Below are 6,099 nucleotides of genomic sequence, written 5' to 3' on the forward strand. Positions count from 1 at the left end.
CCGCCACCGTGGGTGATGGCGTCCGGGAGCATGACCAGCGAGGTGGTGCCGGCCTGCTCGCCCGAGGGGCGGAGCTGGACCCGGATGCCGTGCCGGTCGGACAGCCGGCCGACCACGAACAGACCCATGCGCTGCGAGATCGCGGCGTCCACGGTCGGCGGGTTGGCCAGCTTGTGGTTGATGTCCGCGAAGTCCTCGGCGGTGAGGCCGATGCCCTTGTCGTGGATCTCGATCATCACGCGGCCGTCGGGGAGACGGGTCGCGGTGACCCGGACCTTGGTCTGCGGCGAGGAGAACGTGGTGGCGTTCTCCAGCAGCTCGGCCAGCAGGTGCACGAGGTCGGTCACGGCGCGGCCGTGGATCTCGGCCTCCGGGACGCCCGACAGCTCGATGCGCTCGTACTGCTCCACCTCGGAGGAGGCGGCGCGCAGCACGTCGACCAGCGGGACCGGCTGGTCCCAGCGGCGGCCCGGCTCCTCGCCGGCGAGGACCAGGAGGTTCTCGCCGTTGCGGCGCATACGGGTCGCGAGGTGGTCCAGACGGAACAGGTTCTCGAGCTGGTCCGGGTCGGCCTCGTTGTTCTCCAGGTCGGTGATCAGGGTCAACTGGCCCTCGATCAGCGACTGGTTGCGGCGCGACAGGTTGGTGAAGATCGCGTTGATGTTGCCCCGCAGCAGGGCCTGCTCGGCGGCCAGCCGGACCGCCTCGCGGTGGACCTGGTCGAAGGCGCGGGCGACCTCGCCGATCTCGTCCGTGGTGGTGATCGGGATCGGGGCGACCCGGGTGTCGACCCGGCCGGGGTCGGTGCGGGAGAGCTGGTCGACCAGCATCGGCAGCCGCTGCTCGGCGATGCCGAAGGCGGCGTTGCGGAGCTGGCGCATCGAGCGGGACATCTGGCGGGCCACCGCGCCGGCGAGGATGAACGCCAGCAGCAGGGCGACCACGACGGCCGCACCGGTGATGATCGCGGAGGTCTTGGCGTCCGAGGCGATGTCAGACGCCTCGGTCACGGCCGCGTCGGCCATGTCCGACTGGATCTGACGGTACGCGTCGTACTTCAGCGTGGTGAGCGCCCACCAGTTCTCCTTGCTGATGCCGACCTGGGCCAGACCGGCGCGCTCGGCGCCGTCGGTGGTCTTCATCGTGGAGATGGCGCCGACCATGACGGTCGAGTCGGACGGCGGCGGGACGTAGTCGTCGTCCTTCTGCTTCTGCTCGGCGGCGAACGCGGCGGCCTGCGTCTTCAGCTCGGCCTCGGCCGTGTCCAGCTTGGCGGCGTCCTCCTCGCTGCCACCGCCCTTGTACTCCTCGACGGCGATGCGCTCGAGGTAGGCGTAGGAGGAGAGCGCGACCCGCTGCTTGGCGAAGTCGCCGTCCTTCGGACCGGGCGAGATCAGCAGATGCATGCCGATCGAGCGCTGGAGGGACGTGGCGGCCTTGGTCAGCGAGATCGCGTAGACCGTACGGCCGTAGGAGGTGATGTTTCCGGTGCCGAGGCCCAGCTCGTTGGAGAACTCCATCAGCGGGTGGGCGACCGAGGTGTAGCCCTCTTCGGTCGCCACGGCGGGGAGCTTCGAGGTGTAGGCGGCCGCGCGGATCTTCGGCAGGTTCTTCTCCGCCGCGCGGAACAGGTCCAGACGGCGCTGGAGACCCGGCTTGTCCGGCATGCTCTCCGCGGCCTCGTTGAAGGCGGCGGCCGCGACGTCCGTGTTCCGGCGGGCCTCGGTGACGGTGTCGTCGTCCCGCTTGCCCGCGAGGAGCGGCGCGGCGCTGATGTCGCGCTCCTTGTAGAGCGCGTCGTCGTACGTCAGAGCGGCCCGCACGAGCTGGGCCGTGTTCTGCGCGTCCTCGGCCTCCTGCCAGGTGTCGATCGAGCTCTTCACCTGGAAGCCGCCCATGACCAGGCCGACCAGCACGGGTATGAGCAGGATCGCGTTCAGCCGGGTCGGCACCCGCCAGTTGCGCGGGGAGAGACGGCCGCCGCTCTGCGCGGGCGTTGCCGTCGGCTCCGAGCCGGGCACAGGGGCGGTCGCCGCTCCGCGCGGCGGCGGGGTGAAGTTGCCCCGGGCCGCAGGCTCGGGACTGTTATTGCTTCGCCTCACTCGACCAACAACCTCTCGGCGGTCGGCACCTTCGTCGTGCCGCAGTGTCTCAGAGCCCGGTCAGCCATCGACCATGAGTACGTCATTGACTATTGGGCAGTTCAGGCATTCCAGCATGACGACCTGCGCTCTTCCAAACAGTGAGAAGAGCCGGTTCGCTGTGATGTAAGCCCCACATAAAACGGTCAAAAAGAGCGAGCCCCGCCAAAAGACAGGGCTTTCATGCGCGCAGCGACACCAAGTGACCGCGACGCGTTGCCGTACCACCGGATTCCTCTGCCGAAACGTTATGAACACCGAAGCCGACCGTGTCAAAGGGCACGGTCGGCTCCGGAACGTCTACGACGGGTGCCGTACGGCACGGATCATGGGAAAACTATCGCAGCCGGGCCATCAGCGCATGCTCGACCAGTGTGATGAGCGCACTCTTGGCGTCCGAGCGGTGCCGGGCGTCCGTCGTGATGATGGGGGTGTCCGGCCCGATCTGGAGGGCCTCACGGACCTCCTCCGGCTGGTACGGCTGCTGGCCGTCGAAGCCGTTGAGGGCGACGACGAACGGCAGGCCGGAGTTCTCGAAGTAGTCGACCGCGGGGAAGCAGTCCGCCAGCCGGCGCGTGTCCACCAGGACCACCGCGCCGATGGCACCGCGCACCAGGTCGTCCCACATGAACCAGAAACGGTCCTGGCCCGGCGTACCGAACAGGTACAGGATCAGATCCTGGTCCAGCGTGATACGGCCGAAGTCCATCGCCACCGTGGTGGTGGTCTTGTCCCCGGTGTGGGTGAGGTCGTCGATGCCCGCGCTCGCGGACGTCATCACGGCCTCCGTGCGCAGCGGGTTGATCTCGGAGACGGCGCCCACGAACGTGGTCTTGCCGACGCCGAAGCCACCGGCCACCACGATCTTCGCGGAGGTGGTCGCCCGGCCTCCGTCAGAGCTTGCGAAGTCCACTGAGCACCCTTTCGAGCAGCGTCACGTCCGGAGCGCCGCCGTTGTTCTCGTCGCCGCCCGGCTGGTGAATGGCCACCAGTCCGGCCTCGGCGAGGTCCGCCACCAGGATCCGCGCCACACCGAGAGGCATGGCCAGCAGCGCCGAGACCTCGGCGACCGACTTCACCTCACGGCACAGATGGCAGATGCGCTGGTGCTCCGGGAGCAGCCCCATGAGCGCTGCCGGGTCGGCCGTGGTGCTGATCAGCGCCTCGATGGCGAGCTGATAGCGCGGCCGGGTCCGGCCACCGGTCATCGCGTAGGGACGCACCAGCGGCTGGTCGCCCTCATCCCCGTACGGCTCCGCGTACGGATCATGATGGGCGGTGGGCGGGGTCATGAATCCTCCGGGCGGGACAGCATTTCTCGGTCGGTCGTGCCGTCCGTCTGGGCCGGTGGGGGGATTGTGTCGGCCGGACGGTGATTTCGTGAGGCGGGTGGTACTGGGGCGGGTCAGTGGAGCAGACTGCCCTGGAGCTCGGCGCGCAGGTCGGGCGTGAGTACCGCACCCGCCCGGTCGACGAGGAGCGCCATCTCGTAACCCACCAGACCGATGTCGCACTCGGGGTGCGCGAGCACAGCGAGGGACGAGCCGTCCGAGACGGACATGAGGAAGAGGAATCCTCGTTCCATCTCGACGACGGTCTGCGCCACGCTGCCGCCCTCGAAGATCCGGGAGGCGCCGGCCGTGAGCGAGGTGAGCCCCGACGCGACGGCCGCGAGCTGATCGGCACGGTCGCGCGGGAAGCCCTCGGACATGGCGAGCAGAAGCCCGTCGGCGGACACGACGACGGTGTGGGACACCCCAGGGGTGTTGTCCACGAAGTTGGTGATCAACCAGTTCAGGTTCTGGGCCGCCTGGCTCATCTGGCTCAACTAACGCTCCTGCGGGTGAGTGGGGCTGGGGAAGCTGCCGGTCTGCGGGCCGTTGCCGGCCTGCCGACCCTGGGCGATGCCCCGACGGAGATTGGTCAGCCGGCCGCGTACGTCGTCAGGCGCACGCGAGACCTGCGGACCGGTTTGGTGCTGTTGCTGCTGAGCCGTGCCCGGGACGAGGTTCGCCCGGGGTACCCGGCGCGGCAGGCCGGAGGTGGTGACGCCGCCCGCGGCGGGCTGCCTGACGCGCTCGGCCTGCCGGACCAGCTCGTCGTTGGGAGACGTGCGCCATGCGGCGCCGGTGGACGCGGCTCGCTGCGGATTGGCAGGAGCCTGCTGCTGCGGCGCCGGCTGTTGGGGGGCCTGCGGTGCCGGAGCCTGACCGCCCGCCTGCGGACCGCCGTGGAACCAGTTGGTCTCCAGCGTGTCGTACAGCGGGGTGCGGCCGTCGCCCGGACCCGTGGCCGGCGGCAGTGCCTCCGGCTCGGGGCGGGTGGCGGGACGCGGCGGGACCGACGGCTGCGGCTGGCCGTAGCCGCCCGTCCCGTTGAGCTGCGGACGCTCGAACTGACCGGTGGCGGACGGGTCCTGGTGCACGGGCAGCGCGTGCTGTCCGGTGGCGGAGCCGTCGTAGCCGGGCTGGGCGAACTGTCCGGTGGAGCTGTTGTCGTACGCCTGGGGAGCCGCGAACTGGTTCGGGTTCGCCGGGGCGTGACCGTTCTGGGGGTGCTGGCCGTTGGGGGAGCCGAACACGTCGGAGCGGGTGTAGCCGCCGCCCGAGGGCTGCTGGCCGTTGGCACCGGCGCCCGGGCGAGGGAACTGACCCGTGTCCTGGCGGCCCGCCGGGGACTGGCCCTGCTGCGGCACGCCGGGGCGGCCGAAGTCGGCCGGACCGGCGGGGCCCTGCCGCTGGTCGATCCGCGGCATCCGCGAGGTCTGCTGGGTGTCCGGCTCCTCGTGGCCGCGCGGGGCGTCCATCGAGGTGCGGCCGACCGGCGGCTGGGCGTTCTCGTCGCCCCAGCTCGTCACCCGCGGCTGCGGGTTGCCGCCGCCGGGCAGCTCGGCACGCGCACCGCCGCGCGGCGGCAACTGCGGCTGACGGCCGCGGCCGCCCTGCTCGGGCTTGTTCGCGCGCTGCTGCGGCGGACGCCCGCCGAACATGTCGGTGCCCTGCCCGCCGGTCCCGGAGGACTGGAGGTTCTGCGACGCGCCCTGGGCCTGGTTGCCGTACCCGGCACCCGCGCCGGCCGGGGCCGGACGGCCCTGCGGCGGAGCGGCGGGCGGCTGCTGGGCGCGCGGCGGGTTGCCGGCGGGGCGGCCCGCGCCGTCCCGGCCGGGCAGCGCGGCCCGGGGACCCTGACCGGCGGCGAGCCGGCCGCCGTTGCCGGCGCCCGCGCCGAGGGCGCCGCCGGCCGCCGGGGCACCGGCGCCGAGCGAACCGCCCTGCTGGCCGGCCTGACGGCGGGCCGCGGCGGCACCGGCCGCGGCCTGCGCGGCGGCGGGACCGCCCGCGGCACCGCCCTGGCCGGGCTTGGGCTGGGGCTTCTTGCCGCCCTGGGCGACGTCCACGGGCAGCATGACCAGCGCGGTCGTACCACCGGAGTCGGACGGGCGGAGCTGGATGCGGATGCCGTGCCGCTGGGACAGACGACCGACCACGAAGAGGCCCATGCGCCGGGAGACGGAGACGTCCACGGTGGGCGGCGAGGCGAGCCGCTCGTTGATCGCGGCGAGGTCCTCCGGGGAGAGACCGATACCGGTGTCGTGGATCTCGATCAGCACCCGGCCGTCGGGCAGGGCGTGACCGGTGACCTTGACCTTGGTCTGCGGCGACGAGAACGACGTGGCGTTCTCGAGCAGCTCGGCGAGGAGGTGCACGAGGTCGTTGACGACCCGGCCGGCGACCTCGGTGGTCGGCACGGAGGCCAGTTCGATGCGCTCGTACTGCTCCACCTCGGAGGCGGCGGCACGCAGGACGTCGACCAGCGGGACCGGACGGGTCCAGCGGCGGCCGGGCTCCTCACCCGCGAGGACGAGGAGGTTCTCACCGTTACGGCGCATACGGGTGGCGAGGTGGTCGAGCTTGAAGAGCGAGGAGAGCTGGTCCGGGTCGGCCTCGCGGGACTCCAG

General features: G+C 71.5%; 5 protein-coding genes. All 5 read right to left on the reverse strand.

Going from position 1 to position 6,099, the window contains the following annotated elements; genetic code table 11:
* On the reverse strand, nucleotides 1–2,102 hold a 2,102-nt coding region (locus G6W55_RS36660), incomplete at its 3' end, for a nitrate- and nitrite sensing domain-containing protein (protein ID WP_175524940.1).
* A 376-nt stretch (nucleotides 2,103–2,478) separates the two neighbouring features.
* The gene (locus G6W55_RS36665; protein ID WP_030793795.1) at nucleotides 2,479–3,054 is read right to left on the reverse strand and encodes an ATP/GTP-binding protein; all 576 of its coding nucleotides are present in this window, start codon (nucleotides 3,052–3,054) and stop codon (nucleotides 2,479–2,481) included.
* Nucleotides 3,035–3,433 (reverse strand): DUF742 domain-containing protein, encoded by a 399-nt coding sequence (locus G6W55_RS36670; protein ID WP_009190816.1) that lies wholly within the window; start codon nucleotides 3,431–3,433, stop codon nucleotides 3,035–3,037. The genes G6W55_RS36665 and G6W55_RS36670 overlap by 20 nt, the downstream gene beginning before the upstream one ends.
* 113 nt (nucleotides 3,434–3,546) lie before the next feature.
* Nucleotides 3,547–3,960, reverse strand: coding sequence for a roadblock/LC7 domain-containing protein (locus G6W55_RS36675; RefSeq protein WP_003993189.1), 414 nt, complete (start codon nucleotides 3,958–3,960; stop codon nucleotides 3,547–3,549).
* A 9-nt stretch (nucleotides 3,961–3,969) separates the two neighbouring features.
* On the reverse strand, nucleotides 3,970–6,099 hold a 2,130-nt coding region (locus G6W55_RS36680), incomplete at its 5' end, for an ATP-binding protein (RefSeq protein ID WP_254876585.1).

This window comes from Streptomyces sp. CAI-85, assembly GCF_013363615.1.
Lineage (GTDB): Bacteria > Actinomycetota > Actinomycetes > Streptomycetales > Streptomycetaceae > Streptomyces > Streptomyces antibioticus_B.